At 42.3% G+C, this 25812-nt stretch carries 19 protein-coding genes and 1 pseudogene; 11 read left to right on the top strand and 9 right to left on the bottom strand.

All coding sequences use genetic code 11. The features are described from left to right. Window positions 1-19: 19 nt before the first annotated feature. The 3 genes from L6I86_RS10060 to L6I86_RS10050 all read right to left on the bottom strand — a co-directional run bounded on the left by L6I86_RS10060 (window position 20) and on the right by L6I86_RS10050 (window position 4074). Window positions 20-1138, bottom strand: a complete 1119-nt coding sequence (locus L6I86_RS10060) for a GerAB/ArcD/ProY family transporter (protein WP_236286715.1) — start codon at window positions 1136-1138, stop codon at window positions 20-22. Window positions 1139-1420: 282 nt separating this feature from the next. After that, complete coding sequence (locus L6I86_RS10055; RefSeq protein ID WP_236286714.1) at window positions 1421-2578, bottom strand: Ger(x)C family spore germination protein; 1158 nt, start codon at window positions 2576-2578, stop codon at window positions 1421-1423. Next, a complete protein-coding gene (locus L6I86_RS10050) occupies window positions 2575-4074 on the bottom strand; it encodes a spore germination protein (RefSeq protein WP_236286713.1) in 1500 nt (499 codons plus the stop codon). Before L6I86_RS10050 ends, L6I86_RS10055 begins: the two co-directional genes overlap by 4 nt. A 300-nt stretch (window positions 4075-4374) precedes the next feature. On the opposite strand from L6I86_RS10050, the gene L6I86_RS10045 reads away from it, so the two are divergent. From L6I86_RS10045 to L6I86_RS10035, 3 genes are read left to right on the top strand one after another with little or no spacing between them, the layout of a single operon-like run. Next, complete coding sequence (locus L6I86_RS10045) at window positions 4375-5805, top strand: spore germination protein (protein WP_236286712.1); 1431 nt, start codon at window positions 4375-4377, stop codon at window positions 5803-5805. Between the two features lie 8 nt (window positions 5806-5813). Then, window positions 5814-6914, top strand: coding sequence for a GerAB/ArcD/ProY family transporter (locus tag L6I86_RS10040; protein ID WP_236286711.1), 1101 nt, complete (start codon window positions 5814-5816; stop codon window positions 6912-6914). Continuing rightward, window positions 6911-8014 carry a Ger(x)C family spore germination protein gene (locus L6I86_RS10035; protein WP_236286710.1) on the top strand — a complete coding sequence of 368 codons (1104 nt, stop codon included), beginning with the start codon at window positions 6911-6913 and terminating at the stop codon, window positions 8012-8014. The genes L6I86_RS10040 and L6I86_RS10035 overlap by 4 nt, the downstream gene beginning before the upstream one ends. A gap of 527 nt (window positions 8015-8541) precedes the next feature. On the opposite strand, the gene L6I86_RS10030 is transcribed toward L6I86_RS10035, so the two are convergent. Next, window positions 8542-9417: a LysR family transcriptional regulator gene (locus L6I86_RS10030; RefSeq protein WP_236286709.1), complete on the bottom strand. Its 876-nt coding sequence runs from the start codon at window positions 9415-9417 to the stop codon at window positions 8542-8544. Between the two features lie 145 nt (window positions 9418-9562). Beyond that, a complete protein-coding gene (locus tag L6I86_RS10025) occupies window positions 9563-10225 on the bottom strand; it encodes a type 1 glutamine amidotransferase domain-containing protein (RefSeq protein ID WP_236286708.1) in 663 nt (220 codons plus the stop codon). A gap of 216 nt (window positions 10226-10441) precedes the next feature. Here L6I86_RS10025 and L6I86_RS10020 point away from each other — a divergent pair, with 216 nt between their 5' ends. The 3 genes from L6I86_RS10020 (at window position 10442) to L6I86_RS10010 (ending at window position 13852) form a co-directional block, all read left to right on the top strand. Beyond that, window positions 10442-11107: a GntR family transcriptional regulator gene (locus L6I86_RS10020; protein ID WP_236286707.1), complete on the top strand. Its 666-nt coding sequence runs from the start codon at window positions 10442-10444 to the stop codon at window positions 11105-11107. Between the two features lie 133 nt (window positions 11108-11240). Further along, window positions 11241-12338 (top strand): mandelate racemase/muconate lactonizing enzyme family protein, encoded by a 1098-nt coding sequence (locus L6I86_RS10015; protein ID WP_236286706.1) that lies wholly within the window; start codon window positions 11241-11243, stop codon window positions 12336-12338. 350 nt (window positions 12339-12688) lie between these two features. Then, on the top strand, window positions 12689-13852 hold the full coding sequence (locus L6I86_RS10010) for a DUF4317 domain-containing protein (protein WP_236286705.1): 1164 nt from the start codon (window positions 12689-12691) through the stop codon (window positions 13850-13852). Between the two features lie 291 nt (window positions 13853-14143). Here L6I86_RS10010 and pdxR read toward each other — a convergent pair whose 3' ends face one another. From pdxR to L6I86_RS35890, 3 genes and pseudogenes are all read right to left on the bottom strand, one after another. Next, window positions 14144-15580, bottom strand: coding sequence for a MocR-like pyridoxine biosynthesis transcription factor PdxR (gene pdxR, locus L6I86_RS10005; protein ID WP_236286704.1), 1437 nt, complete (start codon window positions 15578-15580; stop codon window positions 14144-14146). A gap of 583 nt (window positions 15581-16163) precedes the next feature. Beyond that, window positions 16164-16373, bottom strand: a complete 210-nt coding sequence (locus L6I86_RS10000) for a hypothetical protein (RefSeq protein ID WP_056615412.1) — start codon at window positions 16371-16373, stop codon at window positions 16164-16166. A 143-nt stretch (window positions 16374-16516) separates the two neighbouring features. After that, a pseudogene (locus L6I86_RS35890) lies at window positions 16517-16603 on the bottom strand (hypothetical protein); the annotation flags it as partial. A gap of 174 nt (window positions 16604-16777) precedes the next feature. Here L6I86_RS35890 and L6I86_RS09995 point away from each other — a divergent pair. After that, entirely contained in the window at window positions 16778-17563 is a 786-nt protein-coding gene (locus L6I86_RS09995; RefSeq protein ID WP_236286938.1) for an SDR family oxidoreductase, read from the top strand. Between the two features lie 169 nt (window positions 17564-17732). Here L6I86_RS09995 and L6I86_RS09990 read toward each other — a convergent pair whose 3' ends face one another. Then, complete coding sequence (locus tag L6I86_RS09990; RefSeq protein ID WP_236286703.1) at window positions 17733-18569, bottom strand: AraC family transcriptional regulator; 837 nt, start codon at window positions 18567-18569, stop codon at window positions 17733-17735. A gap of 175 nt (window positions 18570-18744) precedes the next feature. Between L6I86_RS09990 and L6I86_RS09985 the strand changes: the two genes are divergently transcribed. The 4 genes from L6I86_RS09985 (at window position 18745) to L6I86_RS09970 (ending at window position 25779) form a co-directional block, all read left to right on the top strand. After that, window positions 18745-20637, top strand: coding sequence for a beta-L-arabinofuranosidase domain-containing protein (locus tag L6I86_RS09985; RefSeq protein WP_236286702.1), 1893 nt, complete (start codon window positions 18745-18747; stop codon window positions 20635-20637). Between the two features lie 156 nt (window positions 20638-20793). Continuing rightward, window positions 20794-22587: a cache domain-containing sensor histidine kinase gene (locus tag L6I86_RS09980; protein ID WP_236286701.1), complete on the top strand. Its 1794-nt coding sequence runs from the start codon at window positions 20794-20796 to the stop codon at window positions 22585-22587. Beyond that, entirely contained in the window at window positions 22565-24166 is a 1602-nt protein-coding gene (locus L6I86_RS09975; RefSeq protein WP_236286700.1) for a response regulator, read from the top strand. The genes L6I86_RS09980 and L6I86_RS09975 overlap by 23 nt, the downstream gene beginning before the upstream one ends. Before the next feature lie 269 nt (window positions 24167-24435). Continuing rightward, window positions 24436-25779 carry an ABC transporter substrate-binding protein gene (locus tag L6I86_RS09970; RefSeq protein WP_236286699.1) on the top strand — a complete coding sequence of 448 codons (1344 nt, stop codon included), beginning with the start codon at window positions 24436-24438 and terminating at the stop codon, window positions 25777-25779. The last annotated feature ends 33 nt before the right edge of the window (window positions 25780-25812 follow it).

Raw genomic sequence — 25812 nt, 5'->3', positions numbered from 1 at the left:
AGAAAAACATACTGTTTGATCAATTCGGAGACCTTGCATGTAGCGAGTTGCGGCGTAAGACGCTGACGGCAAGTAATAGTGCTAAAGGCAATACAAACGCAAAAGGCTCCCACATTGGACCTAAATAACTGACTACTTCCACCCATTTCCTTATGTCTGTGAATGAAGCTTTCCCGTTTAAAAAAAAGATCATTCCAACGATTAAAATTAACAGCCGACTATCACGGAGATTGAACAATCGTACAACAAATAAATTCATAACATACAGTGTAATCGTTACTTTCATAAAAGAGCCCACTATCAAGGACATGCCAATAACGGATTCAATACGTTGAACGATTTCCTGTACTTCGATCATGCGTGCCAACTCGAACATAGGGAATTTGCGATCGCCAGCAATGGGACCGAAGACTAGGATCGTGCTCGTGGTAACCAGAATCAATACGATCAGATTTAATGTCACTGAGACGAACATAACTTTCGGTATTCGCTTCTGTTCATCTTCTTTTACGAATGGTATCAACATACTGAACAAGAAAAGTTCAGCGTATGGAAACGAAAATGACATATAGGCACCCAAAATAACTGGCTTGAATTTACTCGGTATGAGAGGTTTCAAATTACTAAAATCATAATCAGGAATGCTGAGAACAAGAACGATGCCTACAAAAACCAATAAAGTAACAAGAAGTAACGCAAACATTTGTGAGATGACTTCAATACCTGACATGACAGTCAATACAGCTACAACCAAAATTGTTGATGTAAAAATATAAATCGGCGTTTCACTCATCATGGTGCTTTCCATAAAAAGACCGACATCCAGCGTAATCCCTGTACCGATATGAATAATGTAGGGTAACGGAAGAATGATCACGAGGATGAACGTCGCGACCTTTCCAATTAAGGAATTGCTGATTTCAATAAAGTCTTTGCTAGGAAAGCGTTTATGCAAATAGAGCATACCCATTAGCAGGAGGCAACCGGCAATCCAAGAAAGTAAGATGGACAACCATGCGCTGTTGTTCGCTACTCCAATTAAGGGGCCGGGAATATTAATAATGGATGAACCTGTTAAATATGTGAAAAACAAGACACCGAGCTGTCTAGCACTGATCGTATACCCTTTTGTATCCATGAATCATTCACCTAATTCCAAGTTATTCTGAGGGTTTCAACATTTCGACCACCCTACGAGAACTTTTACCAAATACATAGTCCACCCAATCGTACATTGCAAATAGTTTTGTATGCCAAATACAATCTACACTCATAAGTACGGTAACCGTCAGAAATGAGGCATAAACGAGACGTTCTCTAGTTTGGGCACTTTTTAATCGTTTGAAATCATGGGTAAAGACTGCTCCATAAAGAATGATAATCAAAATAATAAAACCAGTCATGCGTTCACCTTTCCGGGTTACTTCGAAAATACCGGTTTACCGGCAGATGTACCCGTGTTTTCCAGATTCAACGTTACACGAGCATCAAAACTGGCATGAGAGAAATAGTCTTCCCATTCTGGCTCTATCTTGTTCCATAAGTTTTCGTTATTTTGATAAACACGATTGGCGATTAGAAAAATGTCCAGCTTCTTTTTTTGCAGATTCTCAAACGTTCGTTTCATCTGATCGACGATAATCTCCTCCGTCTTTTTCACAAAAGCAGTTTCGGCATCGACTGACTTGAAAGTGGTGCATTTCAACTCCCGCGCCGAGCCTTTGGCAATTGCCTTAACCGAAACGACCAATTTGTCATTAACAAATTGATACTCTAGTTTGCTCGAAAACTTTGTTACTTCAACAGTTTCAGTTTTCTGCATGTTTTCACCAGAATTTCCGCATGGCACCGTGACCAGACCATAGTTGTAACGATTCGTTAACATGAGATATCCGTCATTTTCATCGCCAGTCAATTTATCGACCATTCTGTTCTTCTTAAACAAAGCGGAACCACTGACTTTGAATCCTTTCTCCTGATTCGGAATGACGTAGGCAATGACCGCATTGCCGGTTTTGTCCAGCAACTGTTTGCCTAAATCTAATAAATTAGAGTCCACAGTTCTTGCTGAGTACTTATAGAGCGCCTCTTTGGATCGCATGATTTGTTGACTAGTCGTTTGCTCTATCGTTGGTTTCTTTTCTAAGTACGATTGTGCTTTGCCTTTCGTAATCATGATGGACGCTGTTAGTCGAGGTTCAGGGTCGCGATAGAAAATATCCAATAGATCGCCAATATTCGTACGGCGTGCGGTCTCTTCGCTGATCAGAATGACCCGCATATGGCTCCACTGTGATCTCCTTCCAAGTTCTCCTGTGATATTGCGTATCGCAGGTAGTACCGAATCGCCCGTTGATATGGCATTAAAACTCGCGTTTCCAATACCATGACTACTACTACTCTTTCCTCCTTTCGGTTTATAGTATTGTGTTGTAATCTGCACAGTCCCATCCTCCTTCGTATCGATCGCCAATCCCATTACGAATACCAAATCCGTTAATTCGTAATGACTCCAGCAACCAGTAAGGAATATCGAAGCAATCACTATAACCGTGTTCATTCGGAGAAATATGTTCATCTTTTATCATTCCTCTGCAAAGTCTTACCCAATGTACCTGCTCGAGACTTTCGCATCAACTGTCGAAGAGGTGCGCGAACAAATACATCCCGCCATTCGGATAAGTTCAAAGGCGCGAGCGGAGACATGTAATATTGACCTAGCGGTCGCAATCTGCACAGATGAAGCAAGATTAGCAGCAACCCTAGCATCAGACCGTACCCACCGAGCCAAGCTGCTAATATCATCAATGGAAAACGCAGAACACGTAAACCAATCGCTACACTGTATTGAGGGATTGCAAAGGAAGCAATTCCCGTTAATGAGACGATGATCACCATGCTAGGCGATGCAATGCCTGCTGCAATTGCAGCTTCCCCAATAACTAGTGCCCCTACGATACTAACAGCTGACCCAACAGGACGTGGTAAACGAATTCCCGCCTCTCGAAGCAGCTCAAAGAAAAACTCCATGAGGAACGCTTCAACAAATGCCGGAAAGGGAATCCCCTCTCTTGCATCGACGATGGCAAGGAGCAATATGGTCGGGATGAGCTCAGGATGAAATGTCGTAAGTGCGATATACATGCTGGGCAGCAAAAGTGCGATAAAAAATGCAAAAATGCGCAACAACCTGATTAAACCTGATAAGACAGTCCGCTGGTAATAATCCTCGCTTGATTGGAACAATTCGATGAACAAGCCCGGGCATAACATCATCGTGCCGGTTCCATCTACCATCACCAGGATCTTACCTTCCAGCAGTCCAGCAACGGCTACATCTGGTCGTTCAGTGAACCGTACTTGCGGGAACGGTGAATAGATATTGTCCTCCACCAATTCTTCGATATAGGATGTCTCGAGAATTTCCAACTCCGGGATGCAGCTTATTCTCTCACGAAAATCATTCAACAAAGGCTTGCTTACGCGGCTATCTAAATAACCGTATACGAGGTTGGTCTTCGATTCGCCTCCTCCGACCAAATAAGTCATTTTAAGGTCAGAGGTGCGTAACCTTTTTCGAATCAATCCTACATTTGTCTGAAGATCTTCGACGCTCCCTTCGCGTGGACCTTGTACGACGGATTCGCTTACTGGTTCTGCCACAGTCCTTGTTTCGACGGCAAATGCATCAAACGCGAGAGCTTTGTTCCATTGATCGATTAGAATAATAATATGCCCGTTTAAAATATGAGTAATAACATCGTCAAGCCGGTCGAACAGAACAGCATTTTTAGTCGATACACCATGGTTTTCATAAAATGAGGTGAATGCTTCCAAAGTCACGTCTGTGGCTGGTTCGTTTTCATACTTAAGCAGATCTTGCAGCGCTCTTTTCAGGTAATTGGTTTCGTATTCCTGAGTAAGCGTTTTAAAGTAAATCGAGCAGGCAGAAATAGAGAAATCCATACCGAAACGCCATTCTTGGATCACCAGATCATTGGCGCCTTCAAATATTTGGTCCATTATGTTCAAATTATCGAGAATCGATTCCGACAAATTTTGATCAATATCCATTGAAAGAGAAGTCGCATTCATCTGGTTCACCTATTCCCAGGTCATGGTTGTATGTAGTTATTCTGTCCAAGATAGACATATATATCCATAATTTATTAGCTCTGCAACAGCAGATTTCTGTCCTGTGAAGAGAGTGTTAGACTCCTCAGCGATGATTGTTCGATAAGTTGCAGGTATATTCCCTACCGAGATATTCGCTAAAAATCTATTCACGAATTCTATGGGAAAATATGCATAATTAACAGCGCCATTGGACAAATATAACAAAACAACATGACAGTTCATTGAAAGGAAATGCAGATGAAATCCAGTTCTTCGGTACAAAACACCTATCAACATCTTAAAGAAGCTGTTTCATCAAGCACTGATTTCGTAATGAAAGTGATGAGCTTCGATCATTGTGAAATACGACTATTTTACTTGGAGACGATGATCGATACGACTGTATTTCAAGATCATGTTGTTAGGCCTTTATCTCTTAGACCTGATCTGGATATTTCCGATGTTGTAACCGTCAGGATTATCAATAAAGTCGAAGACCTTCATGCAGCTGTTGAGGGAATCATTGAAGGCAAAACGATTGTGCAAAAAGAGGGCTTTAGCACTTTATACATACTTGGAACGGAGTTGAAAAAAGAGCGAGCCGTTAATATTCCGATGAATGAACGTGTTCTTCGGGGCCCGCATGAAGCTTTTATTGAGAATTTGGATACCAACATCAATATGTTACGTAAAAATATGGTTTCTTCAGAACTCGTGGTGAAATATTTCACAATCGGGAATGTATCGAAAACAAGAGTAGCTGTCGTTTATATGAATGGTATTGCCAATCCGGAAGTAGTTAGTCAGATTGAACAAAGGTTCCAAAAGATTGATCTCGATTATATCGATGCGCCTGGTGTTATCGAAGAATATATAGCAGACAGGCGTTTATCACTCTTTCCACAGATGTTGGTAACAGAAAGAGTGGATCGATCTAGATCGAACTTGATGGAAGGGAAAGTATCCATCCTCGTGGAGGGCTCTCCTACGGTAACCATCATGCCAGTTTCGTTTTGGGCATTTTTTCAATCTCCAGATGATTATCAAATTAATTGGTGGATTGGTAGTGCTTTTCGCTTATTGCGGATTGCTTGTTTTTTTATTGGTCTTGGTTTGCCAGGTGTGTATGTATCACTTGTATCTTTTCAACCTTACGTACTACCTCTAAACGTCGCTCTAACACTCCAAGGTGCATTAAAATATATCACCTTGCTACCCGCATTTGAAGTAATCATGATGCTGTTTGCACTGGAAATATTAAGAGAAGCGACGATAAGGCTTGCCAATCCTATCGGGCAAGCCATTGGCGTTGTGGGAGGTATCGTCATTGGTACGGCGGTCGTTCAATCCAATCTGGTTTCGAATACGGCAGTTATTGTTGCTTCGATTACGGGTTTGGCTTCGTTTATCATCCCTTCTTACGAAATGAGTAGTTCCGTAAGATTACTGAACTACCCAGTTATTGGGATCTCTTCGGTTTTTGGGCTGGTTGGTTTCGTATTTTCATTCTTTTGCCTACTGATTTATTTGTGCCGCATGAATAGCATGGGACTTCCGTATTTTTATCCGAGCTTAGTGGATCGTGATGTAAAAGATACCTTGATAAGAGCGCCGTTTTGGCAACTGAAAAAACGTCCTAAGGACGCTGCACCTGTCAAGTCGCAGCGAATGAGAAATCCTAGAAGGTGAAATGAATGATGAAAGAAGAATCAATTTCAAGCCTACAACTTGTTTTCCTTGTGTTGCTAACGCAAATTGGCACTCGGGTTCTGATTTTACCCTATGATGAGGCGAAATATGCGGGTACGAACGGTTGGTTGGCTGTGCTTCTTGGAGGAGTTATAGCTCAATTAGGCATCATTCTGCTTTGGATGCTTGGGAAAAGGTATCCGAAACAGAATATTTTTCAATATGTACAAACTAGTGTGGGTAAGCCAATTGGTGGTGTGATAACTGTCGTATATGGCTTGTATTTTGTTTTTTCAGCTTTAATAGTCTCGGTGATCTATTTAGAAATATTAAACCGTTGGGTAATGCTTAGGACGCCATGGTGGGTCGTGCTCGCTTTATTTTTAACCGCCAGCGCATATGCAGCTATGTCTTCCTTACGTGTACTCACATTTATTAGCCAGTCATTGGTTAGTATTCTTGTCTTAACCTATCTATTAGTCCTCTTTAACGGAATCAAACAAGGGGATCTACGAAATATTCTGCCTTTGTGGCATAATGGCGGATCTTCCTTTGCGTATGGCATTTATCAGGGTTTTTCAGCTTGTCTAGGATATGAACTTCTCCTGTACGCCTTTCCTTATGTTCGAAGTCAGAATAATAGGAAGCTTCTCGGAGCGATGAGTTGTGCGAATGGACTGACAACCCTATACTATTGTACTGTTGTGCTTATTTGTTCGTTAAACTTCACGCCAGAGCAACTAAGCATCATTCCTGAACCGATCATCTTTATTTTGAAGCAAAATGACTGGAGAGTGTTTCAAAGTATTGATATGGTGTTTGTTATTTTCTGGTTTACGATCTTATCGGCCACTGTTTATGTTTATCTATTTTTGGCTGCTAAAGCAGTATGCCATATTGGAAAGAGTAAGCAGGGAAATCATGCCCGATGGGTCATTGTTATTACAGGAATATGCTTTGTTATAGCCTATTGGATGCGTGGAAAAAAGTTGATAACTTCCGTAGGAGGAACGCCATATCAATTAACTAGCCTAATTTGTGTTGTTGCGATCCCTCTGATTTTGTTAGTTATTTCACATCTTACAAAGCTAAGGAGCAGAAATGCATGAAGAAGCAGTTGATTTTTATCATCATGATGTTCATGCTATGCGGTTGCTGGGATCAAGTGAATATTCAAGAGTTACAAATGAGCGATGTCATTGGGTTGGACAGGAATAAAAAATCTGACAATGAGAACATGAAAATGAGCATCGCCATCTCTACGCTCTCGGAAGCACATCAAGGAGGGGGGAAGCCGGGCATGCAACTAATAAGCTCCGAAGGATATAGTTTGGCTGATAACATAGAGAAGTTGGACTACAAACTTTCGGGTAACCTTACGTTTAATCAAAGTCGGTTATATATTTTTGGTAAATTGTTCGCGAGTAATACACCGGCAGAGGAGATGAAAATATTAGGGAGAATTCCTAACTCCCCGTTAAACGCAAATCTTGCCGTGTTTGACGAAGAAGTGTCAGAACTTCTTAAAATGGAGAAAATCGACTCGAAAACGATAGCGAATTATTTAGTCGTCATGATTACAAACGCAATCAAATACAACTACACACCCAAAGTAACGTTGTTCCAATTTATTTTGGGAAAACAGGATCCCTTTAAAGACTTTGCACTGCCATTAATAAAGAAGAAAGGTGAAGACGTTCAACTAGGTGGAAGTGCCTTGTTTCGAGCTGGAAATTATACTGGCATCGATCTGTCCATGACATCAACCAAAATGGCCATGCTCTTGAAAGAAAGGAAAGGCGGGGGTGTGTATCTAAACACGCAATTGGACGATTCTTCGTATCAAATATGGATCCAAAAATCAAAAAAACATATTCATGTGAAGTCAAGTGATAATAAGATCAGTGAAATCAATTTGATTCTGCACTTGCAGGTAAATTTAATCGATTCAGGTAAGAGCAATAAGGCGCTGTCACAAACGAAGTTGGACAGCATACAGAAGAAGCTGACAGACGACTTAAATCAACAAGCTCTTCAAACTGTCCAAACCTTACAAAAAGCCAATTGCGACTTTCTGGAGCTTGCCCGCGAGCTTCACGCATACCATTATAAGGAATGGGAACACATGAATTGGCGGGAAGATTATCCGAAATTAATCATTCGTCCGGATATTAAACTTCAGATATTGAATTCGGGTGTTATGCTCTAAGTAAGGGTTTGTAGAGATTATTGGTCAATAAGAAAGTGCAGAAATATTCATTTCCATCTAAAACATGAACGTTTAATGAGAAAAAGTTCTTGTCACATCCATTTGACATGAACTTTTTCTCATTGATGACGGAGGGCAGATTGATAACTCACTTAAAGCTACGATTTTAAAGGTCAGGCAAAATTGTTTTAATATAGAGTAGGAGTAGGATTCGGAGAACAACTGTAAGAAACGATATCTCTTAAGGCAATCGAATAATGATTCCATCTTCCACCGAAAAATCTGTATCCATGCACGCTTGATTCCCCTACAGTCGTCAAAAAAAACCAGAAATTGTCTCCGTTTCTAAGCCACAAATACGTGAAATGATACAAACAATGTTGAAGCCCCATAGGATTCTGACCATAGGGAGAAGTTTGTTGCATATATCCCATAATTAGAGGTTCACTCCTTGTTAAAATTAGACTTATAACCAGTTTATGCCCAGAGTTAAACCTTGGGTTGGATGAATGCCTAGGGATCCAGAATCAATTTTCGGGGATTTTTAAGGCTTCCACCATCATTCTTACGTTAGGCATATTCCGATTCTTCATTTGATAAGCAAGATATAAGTCATTCGTTACTTTTAGAGACTTGCAAATGATTTTCACTTTATTCCCTTGCAAAGCGTTTGACAGCATATAAGTTGGTAAAAGACTTACACCTGCACCTTGTTCAATCGCACTTAAAATAATGTGCAAATCGGGTAAAATATGCTCTGGCTTCATTTGCGGGCGTCTTTGAAAGTTTTCCCGCCAAAACCTTCGAATAATAGGTAGTTCAAGACCGTAGCTAAGCCATGGTTGAGCTGCCAGCCATTCTTCCAATTGCTTGGGACTTTCGATCTCAGGCTCTATAAAATCATAGGGGGACACGACGACAAATTCTTCTTCTAGATAATGTACATATTCCACTCCGGGAACTGTAAACTTCTGAGAGGTGACGATGAGATCAACCTTATCCTCAATTAATAAATCAAAAATATGCGAAGCAACTCCATACGAGGCATATATCCGCATGTGAAAATCCCGGAGAACAGGAGTTATTCTTTCACGAAAAATCTCTGGTGCTGTAGCTATTTTTACGATCGGAAGCGTCGGGGATGCTGCTGCTCTGAAGCTTAGCGTCGCCTCCTCCAATGACTCAACCAATGGTGCCAACTGCGTATACAATTCTTTTCCACGTTCCGTCGGAATCATTTTTCTAGCGGTTCTTGTAAATAATGGTTCACCAACCTCAGCTTCCAATGAAGCCAAGTGCTGGCTCATTGCGGGCTGGGTCATGATCCTCGTTTTGGCCGCTTCAGTTACAGAACTGTGTTTATAAATACTGACAAAACTTCGATACCATTCAAAATTTGCCATGAACTAATTCCTCTCGGTTGTGTTGTCTCATTAACCTCTATTTTATATCCTTACTGTTCATTCTTCCTAATTGTTTCAGTTTACAATCTATGATCGAAAAAAGCGCCTGATCGGATGATCAAGCGCCTGCCGTAGCGAGCATATACTAGTATTTCAATTTGGCAATGATTTCTCGAGCAACACTAAGCGTTGATTGCGGGTTTTGGCCAGTAATTAAATTTCCGTCTACTTCGACGTGATCGCTCCAGTCTGCAGTGGTAATAAAGACTGGTTGGGCTTGACGAAGCTTGGACTCAAGAAGAAAAGGCATGTATGAATCCATACCAGCGGCTTTTTCTTCGGAATCCGTGAAGGCTGTAATTCGTTTGCCTTCCACTAAGTATTTGCCGTTTGATAATTTGACATTGACCAAACCAGCCGGTCCATGGCATACAGCGGACACGATTTTCCCGGTCTCGTAGAAATCTTTAAGCAAGGATTGAAGCTTGGCATTGTCTGGGAAATCAAACATTGCTCCGTGACCGCCAGGCAAGAGAATAGCATCATAATCTGAGGCACTGATTTCATCGAGTTGAATTGTATTTTCAAGATATTTTTGCGTATCAAGCAATTCTTGATGTACGCTACCATTCAAACTATTTGCATCGATAGATGGTTTACCTCCTAAAGGACTAGCAACAGTGATATTGAATCCTTGCTTGGAAAATTCAATATATGGTTCGGCAAATTCTGAGAGCCAGAGACCTGTTTTCTTCTCGTTGTTGACTTGATTAGCAGAAGTTACTACTATTAATATATTTTTACTCACTTTGTATCTCTCCTTTTACATCCAAGTTGTTCTTGCAATACGATTGTAACTCTAGCAATTCCATAAATCCAATTAGATAATTGCGCATTTTAAATAAATATATTTATAGTTCGAACAATATACAAAGTCCCAAATAATTATTTAAAACATACTATTTATTTCTCATTATATATCGTGTATGATTTACGATATGAGATTAAAGAAAAGGTGATGGCAATGAAAAAAGGCTTAAGTCGTTATGTTTTGACCGATGAAATTTATACCTTATTAAAGGAACAAATCCTAAACCATGAGATGCCCTCTGGTGAAAAGATTAATATTGATCAGCTGGCCCGCGATCTAGAGGTCAGTAACATTCCGATTCGTGAAGCACTTTCCCGGTTAATGGCTGAAGAATTGGTCTACACTGTCCCTTTCAAAGGGATGTATGTGGCTCAGATTTCGCTGCAAGAGTTGGATGAAATGTTTGAAATTCGTAAGGAATTAGAATCTTTAGCAATCCGCAAAGCGGTGCCACAGATTCCGGATGAGAAGTTGGCCCATTTGGAACAGGAAATGAAGACATGGTCCACGAGTCATCCAGCTGATGATGAAGAGAAAATCAAATTAATTGCTGATATGAATCAAAGCCTGCACGGTTTAATTCTCGCATATTGTAATAATCAATCGTTAGCGAACTTGATTCACGTCTATATTGATCGCATTCAAAGATATTCGGCACTCTTTCACAAGGGGATGGAGCAGCAATTGCTGCAAGAGGAATGGGATGAACACATGTTAGTCGTTCAAGGGCTAGTGGCTCGGGATGCAACATTGGCGGAAGCTGCGTTACTCAAGCATTTGAACAATTCACATCGTAGGACCCGAGGATTTATTCTCTAAAGAATGGAGGCGAAGTTCATGATTTAAGCAGGTAAAACTGACAGGAGGAGGTTCAGGGATTGGCGAAGCCATAGCGGCGCTTCACTTGGTTATTAATACATAGCAATCACCCATATTAAAGGAGATGGACCACATGAAAATTACAAAAGTAGAGAGCTTTGTTTTACATGTACCGATTACGCCACCGATTACAGATGCTATCAATGTGGCTACACACTGGGGATTAGCGGGCGTTCGTATTTTTACCGATGAAGGCTTTATTGGATATGGATATACAGGAACTTGTGCCCATGGCGATGATATGATCGTGGATACGATTGATAAATACTATGCTCCTCTATTGGTCGGCAAAGATCCGTTTATGGTTAGAGCGCTCTGGGAAGAGATGCGTTTTGGTAAAATGCACTGGATCGGCCGATCAGGCGTGACGCATATGGCGCTTGCTGCGGTGGATATTGCCCTGTGGGACATTATGGCGAAAGCCTCCAATAAGCCGCTTTGGCAGTACCTTGGCGGAGCGAAAACGAAGCCGATCAAAGCCTACAATACCAACGGAGGTTGGTTGAACTGGTCGCAAGATCGTTTGCTCAAGGATGTAACGGAGATCGTGGAAGCAGGTTTTACGGGTGTCAAAATCAAGGTCGGCAAGCCGGATCCGCGCGAGGATTATGCTCGCTGTAAGGCTGTTCGTAAGGCGATCGGTGATGATGTTATTTTCATGATCGACGTGAATCAACAATGGAACATCAGCACGGCGATGACGTGGGGTAAAAAGCTCGAAGAATTCGACCTGTTTTGGCTAGAAGAACCGCTAAATCCGGATGATATTATAGGTCATAAAAAGCTCGCTGATGAGCTGAACGTTCCAATCGCACTAGGTGAGCATGTCTATAACAAATACGCTTTCCGTGATTACATCCACCAAGGTGCTATCGAATATTGCCAAGTGGACGTTACCCGAGTAGGTGGGATTACCGAATGGCTGCAAGTTGCCGGCTTAGCGGCGTCGTATGATGTGCCGATCTGTCCGCACGTAGGCGATATGGGTCAAATCCATCAGCATCTCGTTGCTGCCACGCCAAGCGCGATTATGCTGGAGTACATTCCGTGGATCCGACATATCTTTGAAGAGCCAGCGACTGTGGTAGATGGCCATTATTTGTTGCCGCAGACGCCTGGGGCTTCGACAACGATTTTGCCTAGGTATTTTGAGGAATATCGAATTCGCTAGGATATTTTCTGGTGTTGAAGGTGAAGGACAGGGCTATGGATTAAAAACGGGTATTAACCATATGATCATTAAAGAAGATTTGATTCCATGAAAAGTACGGAGCGCCGCGGGTTTGCGGGCTCCGTTTTCTAATTATTTAGGAAACATCACAGATTTTTTTTGAGATAAATCCTCAAAATTGTTGAGAAATCTATCGATATGAATTAACATACAGGAAGTGTTCTGAAATAAAGGGAAGTAACGGTGGAGGCCCTTCTCATGAAGGGATTTTTCGTAATGTGAGTTACAATTGTTCAGTGCAATTAATTTTTCTAGTAAGGCCAATTCACTTCTTAGGAGTCTAAAGGACCATGATAAAGAAAGAAATCGCACATATTCGCAAGCACTTTAAATTGGATAACGAAATGCTTAAAATTCACGATATTTTAAACGTGTATATCATGAAGGAAACCAACGAGATCTACCATTTTGAGCGCCAACCGTTTGCGTTAGTCGACAGGGAGAAGCAGGAATTATATATGCTCAATTTCAAGAAACTGCTGACCGGCGAATTAGATCAAAAGATGTATGAATTAAAGTTTCAGGAGGAAGCGGAGCAGCCTACACAAGTGCTTCTGCATCAAGGTTTGGTGACCGGTAATGCGGAAGAATGGCAAGATCTGATGCTTTTGTTGGTGGAGAAAATGTTGGTGGATACCGTATACGAGCAGGATACAGTGGTTACTTTCGTTCGTGGACAATATTCACGGCCGACCAAGAGTAGGAACGAAGATGCCATGGAGAGCGAGAAGAACGAGATGTTCGCGAATCTATTCATTCTGTGCAGCGTGAATTCGACGGAACAACAAAAGAAAACGCTCATGTTCGACTATGTGGAGAGGGAATATAAGTATAATGTCTTCGTAGATCCGATCATCAAATTGAACACGCCGGAGCAAGGTTTTTTCTACCCTAGTGTAAGGGATAACTATTCCGACGTGAATCGCATTCTGTATTGTTCGGGGAGAGCTCATGAACCGAATTGGCAATACATCGAGCAAGTCCTAAATGCCGAGAAGACCGTGACAGCTCTAGAAGAGAGAGCCATTTTTGAAGATATCGTGAATGAATTGGCAGGGGATCAGCTTGATGCCGCTACGATTGCTCATGTGTACGAGGAAATTCATCGGGTCATCGAATCCAATGAGGAGGAAGAGCCTCCAAAGCTGGATTATAAAGATGTGGAGCGTATGCTGTCGGCAAGTGGCGTGGAGAATGTGACGACAGAAAAGGTGGAACGAGCATTCCAAAACGTCGTCGACGACAAAAACTATGAAATCAAAGCGAGCAGCGTCCTACCGAAGTTCACATCGAAATCGATTAAGATTGATACGAAGGTAGCTACGATTACGGTCAGTCCACAAGATTTAAAATACGTGAAACAGGTGAATTATCAGGGGAAGCGATGTATTTTGATTGAAGTTGATGAAGACGTCGTGATTGAAGGATTTACGCTCAATACGGAGACGTTGTAGAGTTGTGAACGTTTAATTGGCTAGTATGTCATTGAAATAACATAATTATTCTTTAATTGTACAGCTATATAATAATGAAAGTGCCTAGTCTGATACGAATCAGAGCTAGGCACTTTCATATTAGGAGAGGAGGTTCATGTGTGCCCCCAAATAGCTTTTTGTCTTCACGAAAGTGAAGATGGTCCAGAGTATGCGAAGTGGAATCCGCTTATGAATTACTTCGGCGAAGATCGAATAGGTGGAGGCTGGTTGTGAGCAAACTGGTATGTATGGGGGTTGAGAAAACAATCTTCATTCAATCAGCCCACGCAGTGCCTCAGCAAATCTGGATATCCCCAATGCAATCTCCTCTGACTTCGCCCTAGCGAATGTAAATCGCACATAGCCCGAATCGGAACCATAAACACTCCCAGGTACCATTACGATTCCTTTCTTAATGGATTCTTCCAACAATATACCGTCCGGAATACTCGGAATCAATTTGCACCAAAAATGAATGCCTCCTGCCGGCACCACGTACTCGATTAGACCTGAAAGTTCCTTTTCTAAAGATTCGATGAGTAAATCACGTTTAAATTGAAGCTGAATGCGCAAACGCTCCAAATGAGGACCAAAATAATCTGACTGTAAAAATTGTCCCGCAACTTGCTGTGGAATGATGCTTAATCCAAAATCCATCTGTTGCCTAGCATCGGCTAGCCGTTCCACAATGGAACGAGGTGCTACCATCCATCCTATACGTAAGCCAGAAGCTGCTATCTTGGAGAATGAGCCAATATACAGAACAGAACCTGTCGTATCCATGGATTTGAGCGACAAGGGAGGGATTCCATCATAGGAGGTTAAGCTATAAGGATCGTCTTCCACAACCGGAAGTCCCAATTCACTAATGATATCAAGAAGACGTTTGCGTCTTTCTTCACTTAGTAGCGCTCCAGTTGGATTCTGATAATTAGGATTCAAGAACACCATCTTAATACGGTGCTTTTTGTATAAAGTGCGAATATCCTCTGGCTGTACGCCATGCTTATCGACGGGGAGGCGGAACAAGCGAAGGCCAGCTGATTGGAACATGGGCAGCGAATAGCAGTAGGAAGGATCTTCTATGGCAACTGCGTCACCTGGAGACAGAAGACATTGTGTAATTAAGAATAACGATTGCTGAGAGCCTGATGTGATAAGAATGGAGGATTCTGTTGTCCGTATTCCTCGGTAATTGTTTAGATAATCGACTAAAGCCTCTCTTAATGGCGTTGCACCTTGAGGGTTAACGTAACCCAAATAGGATGTGTATGCGTTTTTACCCATGAGTACAGCAATTTCATTTGTAGGCGCCAAATCAGCCGATAGTTCACCGCTCGCAAAATCGATTAATGTTGGATTGTGAGTTAGCGCTTCGCGGATCCTCCGTAAAAAGGGCAGGTTAGGAAGAAAGCTTCCTCCTTCGGCAAACCGACTCCAGTTTGGTGTATGTTTTGGAGTTGCCCCCCATTTGGATGTACTTACTCGAGTTCCGCTGCCAATGCGGCTCTCGATAATCCCCATAGATCGCAGTTCTGCGAATGCCGCAATAACAGTGCTACGGTTCACATCAAATTGTTCAGCAAGTTTTCGTTCGGGGGGAAGCAAACTGCCCGGAGGAAACTCCCCATATGAAATTCTTTGCTCGAGATAATCGGCAATTTGCTCATATAGCGTTTTTTTACTATTGCGATCAGGTTTCCACATCTTAAAAATCCCCTTGAGTATGAGATCAAACTAGACAAATTTTACATTTATAATACCACTTATCTATGAAAATTAATCGTTTTTTTCGAAGATAACATATAGCATTCTGTGAACATGGATTTCATCCATATTGGATGGCATTAATAATGAGTAATTGGTTGGTTACATTCGTCCACTTCAAATTTATCATAGTTAATAAGTTGCTTGATGTTAAAACTTGTGGGAAGGAGATGGACCAGTGGCGGCTTTGATATCTTTTATTATGCTTTGTAGTGCACTTGTATCAAGTCCTTTGATTATCGCTATAGGCGGGGCTCGTCTCATTCGTGAGGATGAACGTGAAATTGAATGTAATAAGGTCAGAAACAATATAGTAATCTCGTGAAAAAAGGAGAGAATAAGAATGAATAAATCACATAGCAACAATTACGAGCAGAAATTGGATGGACTTCTCCCATTAACAATCATATTTTTTCTTTCAATTTTTTCAGGGTTCTTTTTCTTTCTAATCAACCATTTTGTATAGAAGTAAATAGAAATGAAAGAACCTTAGCACAGTGATTCACTGAACTAAGGTTCTTTGTCATTTGACAATATAAACGATCAAAGCTAACAATCCTAGAGGGATGATAACCGCATAATAAAGAGTAAGATTAACAAATATACTTTTTGTTTGACGATCATATCCCGGATTACCTTCTTTATTTGTATTAGAGTGTCCAATCGCTATTGTTGCTACTCCACCGGTAATTAAAATAGCAGCAAATATAATATAGTAAAAATATAACGACATATAGTTTCACTCCTTTGCGTTTTTCAAAACCATACTATCAAAATCATAGTATCAGTTCATCGATGCTATGTAACCATCCAATCAGCAATCGATATATCCAACCAATTAGGAATGAAAGAGAAGACCTCTAGGAAGAAAGGCTTTTAATTTTTTGGAAGATTAATCATCCTTCCGAAATTATTGGCTCCCCATGCCCAAAGTGTTCCATCTTGCCGTGTGGCTGTATTAAAATTATTTTACTGTAAAATATAGGAAAAGTTTCGGAGGCCATCTATTGAGTTTGGATGATGCGGAGCATGGGTATAGTAATTTTAGTAGGAAGCTAAACCATGAGGAATTGCATGCAGTTTACCATTACAGGTTAGGAGTGAACAAAAACCGTGGAAACAGGACAGAAGTCTTTAATGGTACTACCGGATTTAAAGGACAAGGTTGCATTGATTACCGGAGCAGGATCTGGTATTGGACGAGCTGCCGCCTTGCTGCTAGCGCGGCAAGGAATGAAAGTATGCCTTGTGGATCTGAAGGACGACCGGCTAAAGCAGACGAAACAAGAGATAGAATCAGCGGGCGGCCAGGCTATGACGGTCGAAATCGACATCTCGGATCCGAACCAAGTTGAACAGGCGTTCGAGCAAACAGCAAAAACTTGGGGGCGGATAAACTTTGTCTTTGCCAATGCCGGCATCAATGGGGTGTTGGCGCCAATCGAAGACATGAAGTCAGAGGATTGGGATCGTACACTTTCCGTCAATCTCAAAGGGACGTTCCTTTGTGTAAAACATGCGATACCTCATATGAAAGAGATTGGCGGCAGCATAGTGATCACGAGTTCCATTAACGGAAGTCGCACCTTCTCAGGGTTCGGTATGACGGCTTATAGCTCATCAAAGGCAGGGCAAGTTGCATTTGCAAAAATGGCCGCGTTAGAATTGGCCCAGTACAAAATACGCGTCAATGCCATCTGTCCGGGCTCCATTAAGACCAATATTGGAGAAAATACGCAGCCGACGGCGGAGCTCGAGAAAATTAAAATTCCGATCGAGTACCCCGAGGGAAACCAGCCATTGGAACATGCGCCTGGACAGCCTGAACAAGTTGCCAATCTGGTAGCTTTCCTTGCCTCAGACGCTTCTAACCATATTTCCGGGACTGAACTGTTCATGGACGGAGCCGAATCGCTGCTATAACTATTCTGTGAGAATAGCTCACATAAGCGTTTCGCTTCCGGAAGAACATCCAGTCATTCTGCTGCCTCACTTCATCAAATTGATTCCTTGGAAACACGAGAATGCCTAGTCTGATAACGATCAGAACTAGGCATTTTTTGATTTACTACTGCCGGGGAGAATTTCTTTTCTAAGACTTATAGAAATGACTCATATAAGCAGAGGGAGATTCTCCTATCACTTTTTTAAACACTCGGCTGAAATAATAAGGATTCTTATATCCTAGTTTCTCACTAATCTCAGATACATTGAGAGATGTGCTTCGCATCCAATCCATCGCTTTGTTTATTCTTAATTTCGTATGCGTTTCAATTACGCTAAGCCCTGTTTGCGTTTTAAAGGTTGCGGATATGTAACTATAGTTTAAATTCAAATGGTTGCTTAGTTTCTCAGAATCAAAGTCCTCGTCCGAATGCTGCATAAGAAAAGTCATCACTCGCCCTGCAACAGTTTCCCCTTTTCCTGAGTTTCTTGTTGAATGGCTATGTTCTTTCATCGATTTATGAAGCTGTAGAAACAATTGATACACTTGAATGCTGAGTTGAACCATACCATGCTCTGTTGGCTTACCAAAGTCCTCCACTAACAGTTGTAATTTATTTTCTAAAGTTCGATGGAAGGGTGAAGTTCCATGCTTTGGCATTGGGAATCTGTAGGCATAATGATCAGGATAAAAGAAATCAATTTCGGCTAAGGGGGCGTGCTCTTTATAGGAAGGGGAGTCATATTCAGGTGAAATAAAGTGCACCCAGAACCAGGATGTTCCTGGTAGTGTTTCAGGGCGTCCCCAATGATGAAGTCCTTTTTTTAAAAATAGGTGCTCCTTCTCCTGAATGATATATTCCGTGGTCCCCTCAACGACCTGCATTCGGCCATTCGTAACCAATACAAAAACGTCGAAGTCCAATATGCGATCGTGATGAGTATAAACGGTATCTACCTGGTTCCAACCTAAATCTCGTACCATAGGGAACCGGTCACCTGTTAAATAAACGAATGAATCGATTTTGCAGACCTCCTTTCGTATACGGATACAGCATTTACTCAAAAAAAGTATATGTAATTAGATGAATTGTGTATTTTTATCAATCATAGCAAAGTTCTATAATAAATAAAAATATAAAAAAAATGGAGGTATTAATATGAGATCAACGAGTATGAAAGAATATCAGGCAGGACGGGTAAAATTGTCAGCAGGGCCACTTACAGCACGCTTCGAGCTCAATAAGAAGTATGTCATAAGCTTAACAAATGAAAATTTACTTCGTAATTTCTATTTGGAAGCGGGATTATGGAGTTACAGTGGAAATGGCGGAACCACTAGTGCAACGACGACGAGTATGGACGGACCCGAGCATTGGCATTGGGGGTGGGAATCACCAACATGTGAGTTGCGAGGCCATATGATGGGGCATTGGTTATCTGCGGCAGCACGTATATATGCACAAACGGAAGATAGGTTAGTTAAGGCAAAGGCGGATTTCATTGTCCAAGAGTTGGCTCGCTGTCAGGAGGCGAATGGAGGAGAATGGCTTGCCGCATTCCCTGAGTCTTATATGAACAGAATAGCCAAAGGAAAGTATGTGTGGGCACCGCATTATACGATTCATAAGCTTTTGATGGGGCTTTACGACATGTATGCCATTGGTCAAAATAAACAAGCGCTCAATCTCATGCGCGGTTTAGCTTCTTGGTTCTACCGCTGGACGGGGCAGTTCAGTCGAGAACAAATGGATGATCTCCTTGATTTAGAAACAGGTGGGATGTTGGAAGTATGGGCTGATCTATATGGAGTAACTCAGGATGAGACACATCTCGAATTAATCCATCGATACGATCGCCGCCGTTTTTTTGATGCTTTGTTGACGGGACAAGATGTACTGACGAATAAACATGCGAATACGCAGATTCCTGAAATTTTGGGAGCCGCTAGAGCGTGGGAGGTAACGGGGGAAGTTCGGTTTAGAGAAGTCGTAGAAGCGTTTTGGAAGTGTGCGGTTACCAATAGAGGATACTACTGCACGGGTGCTGGCGATGATGGCGAATTATGGGTACCCTCGGGGCAAATGTCGGAAAGGATGGGCGTAGGTCAAGAACATTGTGTCAATTACAACATGATGCGACTTGCTCATGTGCTGCTCAGATGGACGGGAGACCCAGAATACGCTGACTATTGGGAGAGAAGGTTTTATAACGGAGTTCTTGCTCATCAGCATGGAGAGACAGGAATGATTTCTTATTTCCTGGGCATTGGTGCAGGGAGTCAAAAGAAGTGGGGATCCGCTACACAGCACTTTTGGTGCTGTCATGGTACGCTAGTTCAAGCGAATGCCTCTTATGAGCGGCAGATTTTTATGGAGGAGAAGGAAGGCGTAGCGGTATGTCAGTGGTTTCCAGCTGAAATAAATCTAATGATAGATAATCGTCCCATTACCATTAGTCTTAAACAGGACGGGCAATATGGTATCTATCCTTTGAATAATTGGAATGTTACGGGGATGACCGCTATAACGAAAATTGATATACCACCTATTCCCGTGCATCGACCAGACCGATATAAGTATAGTTTGACCATAAATTGTGACAACCCTGCGGAATTTACGTTAAAACTTAGAGTACCCAGATGGGTGAAAGATGAGCCCATTATTTACGTGAATGGCATCCGAATGAGTGATCCAGTAAGACCACAATCATTCATCGAAATTCGTAAAACATGGAGCAATGGAGATGTCGTACTGATCGAGTTTCCTAAGTCATTGACAACCGAGCCACTTCCTGGCGCAGAAGATATGGTAGCTTTTATGGATGGGCCAATCGTATTGGCGGGGTTAATTGAGCGTGAACATAGATTGATTGGTAACCCTACGTTGCCAGAGACCATGCTCGTAGCAGACCGTGAAAGAAATCACAGCTGGTGGAATGTGGGTTACTATCGAACGAAGGGGCAAGACAAGGGAATACGTTTTATTCCTCTATATGAAATGAGAGATGAGACATATACGGTTTATTTTCCTATTGATCCGATAAAAGTATAAGTATGGCATCTTCGAACAACTATATCCGCAAGGGTGTCGTTGTTTTTGGTACTTCTTAAAAAAGCGCACATCCAGATTAAATTTCAACGGTAGTATCATGTGTGAATTCTGTTAAAATAGACTTACTCTATATCAAAAAAATGAGGCGGCTCACAGATGGCATCGAACCCTTTTCGGCTGCATAAAAGTATTTTTGCTAAATTTACACTTTCTTTCATTTCGGTAGGACTCATTCCGTTGCTCATTCTTAGTTATATTTCCCTACAGACGTTCAGCGGCTTCATGGAGCGCTATGCGACGAATAATTATGAGCAAATGCTTTTATTTGCGAGTCGCAATGTGGATGATATGTTCGTTAAGTACAATAACATTTCGAAGCTTATGTATTCCTACGGGGTTGGCGGGCTCTATGGCCAATTGGGACAAGCCATTGCAGCGCAAAGCAAGGAAAAAGACATCCGTTTGACGATGACGATTAACGATTTCTTGCAAACGGTGTTATATACGGAACGTAATCTGCAAAGTGTCTTTTTTGTTCTTCCGAATGGGACTTATGAAAACCTATCTAAGAACAATGTGGCCATGGATTACCAATATCCATATCCAAAGGTCGAATGGAAAGAGCAGACAAAGCTCAATCGCAATGGACTCAGCTTTTTTCCGACTCACAAGCAGGATTATTTTCTTGGGGCTACGGATCCAGTGATGACATTTGGCCGCAACCTTACTGATGTTCTAGGATCATCCAAGGTTGAAGGTGATATTGTCGGTACCTTTTACATGGACGTGGGACTTGGTGTGTTTACTGAGATTTTTAAACAGATGGTCCTGAATAAACAAGATACTGTCTATGTCGTTGATAATCAGGGGATTATCTTATACAGCAATCAGTTAGAGCTAATCGGTACGGTTTTCCACGCCAATACGTCGGATGATTTCTTGCATCTGCAACAGGCTACAGCAGAGAATAATATCCAAATTGTCGGTGAGTTTTATAAAAAAGAACTGTTTCTCAAGGTCGAACAGCTCATTCGGACGATTACGATCGTCATTGGACTTTGTATCGTTTCGTTGATTGTGGTAGCAGTTTGGTTCTCGAATCGCTTTTCTAATCCGATTCGTAGTATTACGCGAGAAATGGCGAAGGTGGAATCCGGTAATTTCGATACGAATGTGACCGTGAAGACAGCGGATGAGTTGGGGCTTCTTTCCCATGGCTTTAATAAAATGGTGGGGCGGCTGAAGGAATACATTGACGTTGTGTATGTTGCGCAGATTAAACAGAAGCAAGCTGAACTGAACGCTTTGAAAAGCCAAATCCGGCCGCATTATTTGTACAATACGCTTGAAGTGATTCGGATGAGCGCTGTTGCGGAAGATGCGAATGAGGTAGGCGATATGATTTTGTCATTATCCCATCAGCTCAAGTATGTACTCGATTACGGTGAGGAAACCGTTACAATCAAGTCAGAGAAGACCAATGTGGAGCAATACTTTCAATTGATGGTAATCAGGTATGGTGAGCATAGGCTAGGTTTAGACTTCCGGTTCGATGCGGACTTAATGGACTGTGCGATTCCGAAGCTGTCCCTGCAGCCGATCGTCGAAAACGCTATTTATCATGGTATTATGCCAAAGTCAGGGAAGGGAACGATTCGCATTTCAATTGAAAAACTGCCGGATAACCTGCTTGGTGTCACGGTGGACGACGATGGTGTAGGGATGAGTGAAGAAACACTTGAACGGGTTCGTCTAAAGTTGGCACAGGGCAGCTCGCTAGATATAGGGAGCAGTATAGGGCTAATTAATGTCCATGAACGCATCATGGGACTGTATGGGCACGGTTATGGCGTAGAGATCAACAGCAGCCAACATATTGGTACGACCGTCCGTCTAGTCATTCCGTTAACGAAAGAGGTGAGCGTCCGTGTTGAACGCCATTCTAGCTGATGATGAACCGATCATTATCAAAGGGTTAAAAAAGCTCATTCCATGGGAAGAGCTAGGCATTACGATCGTCGGTGAAGCGATGACCGGAAGAAGTCTTATGGAGCAAATCGAAGAAAAGTTGCCTGATCTTGTTATCACGGATATTAGCATGCCGGACGGTTCGGGCATTGATGTGATTAAGGAAGTACAACGGCGGCAGTTGCATACGAAAATTATTTTCGTCAGTGCATATCAGGAGTTTTCCTATGCGAAGGATGCGTTAGCTTTCGGTGCGGTTGATTATTTGGTGAAGCCGATCGAGAAAAGTCTGCTGCTCGAGGCGGTAGGCAAAGCCATGACGCAGCTGAAGGAAGCGAATGAAGATCAATCCTCCAAAGGTAAGCTGGCCGTTTATGAACAAAAAGATAAGAAGACGCAACTCGAGGAGCTATTTGACAGGCTTACCCAAGGGGATATTCGGTGGGAGGAAGCTCAGCGTAAACTTCAGGCTTTGAACATGCAGTTTACAGGCTCGTGTTTCAGCGTCCTCTATGTGGAGCTTGCTCATGTACAATTACAGGATGGCAGATGGGGAGAGCATGAGAAGCGTCTATTAGTGTTTGCGGTATCCAATCTGGTAGATGAGCTGATCCAAGTATATGGCAGCGGCCTCGTTATTCGTAAAGGCGAAAATTTATGCGTTATCGTGAACCACACGCGCATAGAGGATGATTTGCAGCGTCTTGCGAGCGAAATGCGGGATAAGATTTTATTTTACCTTAAAATTCATGTGACGATCTGTATCGGTAGACCGGCCCTCAGCCTGCAGGACATAAGGCAATCCTATTCGTCGGCCATTGAGATGATGAATTATAGCTTTTTTGAAAAGGAAGGGACGATTCTGTCTTGGTCACAGGAGGAGCGCCGTGGTGGAGGGGATCAGTTTCTAGCAGAAGCCAAGCATGCCGTGATTAAAGCGGTCATTGCGAAGGAAAAGCAGCAAGTGCAGGAGCTGCTGGTCAGCTTCTACGAGCATGTTGCAACCAGCGCCAATGGTCGCAAAGAATCGGCAGTATTACTCGTATATGCTATGTTAACGGACTTAATGGAGGAGATGTCGGCTGTCGGGATTGACCTTCAAGTGTCACCGGAGCAGCGGAAAGACTGGCAACAGCGGATGCATCAATTCTACCGATTTTGTGATCTTACAGATTTCATAACGGATCGCATTTTGGACATACTGGAACAAGTAAGCACAGCTGGGGGTAGCCGCGAAGCGCAGCAGATGAAGATTATTAAGGAATTCATTGAGGAGCATTATAGCGAAAATATCACACTGGAAAGCATGGCTTCCCAAGTGTTTATGAATCCTTATTATTTTAGCAGTTTCTTTAAGAAGCACACGCATGAGAATTTTAAGCAGTACGTTACGAACATCCGGATGAAAAATGCAGTCCGACTGCTCTTGCAGACAGATCTGCTCGTTTATGAAATTGCAGAGCAGGTGGGCTATCATAATCCAAGGCAATTTAGCGACATGTTTAAGAAAAGTTATGGCAAGCTTCCGCAAGAATATAAGAGTCAAATCAAGGGTAACTAGTTAGGAATTCGAATTGTTCTGGGGAACAGCTTCTGCTTAGCTTCGTTTTGAAGCGTTGGCGAAAGCTGTTTTTTCATGTCGATTATCTCCCTAGCATTCGATCACATCTTCTTAAATTCATGCATATCGGGCTTAAAAAACTTCATTCTAAACGATTTGGGCGTATGTTAGTCTTAAATCAAGGAACAGAACAGTACCTAATGAGTGGAAAGCACACAGTTTGAGTTGTTCACAAGAAGCTAGATATTAAAGGGAGGTTACTTTCAACCATGGTTAAAACTTTTTCCAAAGTACTCGTAGGATCGACAGCATTAGCACTCATATTGGCAGGCTGCGGTAACAACAGTGATTCCGGAACTGCAACTTCAAGCGCCGCACCGGCTGGCACAGCTGCCGCGACGACGGCTCCGAAGAAAGACGTAACATTCAGTGTCATTTATGCAACTGGTGATCCAGCGACCAAACAAGCAGTAGCGGATGCCATTGCTGCATACACGAAAGCAAACCCGAACGTTAAGATCAAAGATTTGAGTGAAACAACGACAGCTGCTTACCTAGATTTTCTGAAAACGAAAGATGCAGTTGGCGAATTCCCAGATCTTGTCGAAATGCGTGATACACAATTGTTCGCAGACGCCGGCAAGTTGGCTGAACTTCCCAAAGATCTACAAGGTTTGTTTGAAAGTGTGCCACAAGTAAACGGTAAGGTCTACAATGCGCCAATCTCGCTACCTGCACCACAAGGGATTATTTACAGCAAGAAAGCTTACGCAGATGCAGGCATCACAGAAGAACCTAAAACATATGCAGATTTCATCGCAGCTCAAGAAAAACTGAAAGCAAAAGGCATTTCACCGATCGTAGTCGGCGGTAAAGATATTTTCCACTGGGGCTTCTGGGTCAATAAATTCTTGATCGACGAAGTGTTCGTGAGTGATGCAGATTGGAACTCCAAGCGTTCCGAAGGCAAAGTCAGCTTTACAGATGCTGGTCCTGCGAAAGCGATGCAACTGATGACAGATCTGTTCACCAAAGGTTACGTGGATAAAGGTTACATGAGTACGGCAGATAATCAAACGGCTTCCATGCTCGTAACAGGCAAAGCAGCAAGCTTGTTCTCTGGTCCTTGGATGTTCCCAACGATTGCACAAGCGGATCCGAAATTTGATTTCGGTTGGTACCCTGTACCGGATCAAAAAGGGGGCGTAAACGTTGTTGGTCTTGCTCAACCAGCAGGTTGGTCTCTATCAGCTAATGCTGCGAAAGACGCAGACAAAACAGCTGCAATCTCGGATTTCATTAAATTCTTCTTCAGCAAAGAGCAATATCCAAAATATTTGAAAATAGCAAGCGCAATCCCTTCGACAAAAGAAAAAATGAACTATGAAGCTTCCCCTCAATTGCAAGAAGTTCTGACGATGATGGCAGATCCGAACGTTAAAAAATCGCTTCAAATTAATAACTTCTGGGGAGCTAATCAAATCCCGCCGCAATTCCGTAACTGGTTCTACAAATCCGTTCAAGATTGGTTAGTTAAAGGCGACTTCAGCGCAGACTACCTGAAAAAAGCGGATGCTGAATGGGACACTGAAGTGAAGGCAATGAAAAAATAAGACATACAAAGGCTGCAAACGGAGAACCTCTGC

The sequence above is a fragment of the Paenibacillus allorhizoplanae genome, assembly GCF_927798215.1.
Classification (GTDB): Bacteria; Bacillota; Bacilli; order Paenibacillales; family NBRC-103111; genus Paenibacillus_E; species Paenibacillus_E allorhizoplanae.
The sequence above is the reverse complement of the archived record's forward strand: the minus strand, read 5'-3'. Positions and strand labels throughout refer to the sequence as shown.